Source organism: Psychrobacter sp. W2-37-MNA-CIBAN-0211 (genome assembly GCF_040309405.1).
Classification (GTDB): domain Bacteria; phylum Pseudomonadota; class Gammaproteobacteria; order Pseudomonadales; family Moraxellaceae; genus Psychrobacter; species Psychrobacter glaciei.
The window spans coordinates 1-284 of the sequence record NZ_JBEOOU010000119.1 but is presented as its reverse complement, the minus strand read 5'-3'; the positions used below and the strand labels follow the sequence as shown (position 1 = coordinate 284).

Here is a 284-nt window from a genome sequence, read left to right as displayed (position 1 = left end):
CACTAGTACTTGGTGATGACTGGCTAGAGCAGGCTTATAAAGCTTGTATTGAAATATCGGGTTTAGAAAGTGAAGAACCAAGTTTAAATGAGCAGCTATTAGCTGATATTCAAACCGTTTTTAATCTACATGGGACAGACAGACTTTTGAGTAAGAATTTGCTGGCAGGATTATGTAGAGACCCAGAGATGATCTGGTCGACTTTAAATCATGGTAAACCTATCACCCTACGGCAAATAGCTAAACGATTGAGTGGATTCAAAATTTCATCTAAAGATATGAGG

1 protein-coding gene is annotated in these 284 nt (G+C 38.0%); it reads left to right on the top strand.

Features of this window, described 5'->3' with window-relative positions:
* Positions 1-284: DUF3631 domain-containing protein (locus AAEY72_RS14545; RefSeq protein ID WP_352311236.1), on the top strand; the 284-nt coding region annotated here is incomplete at both ends.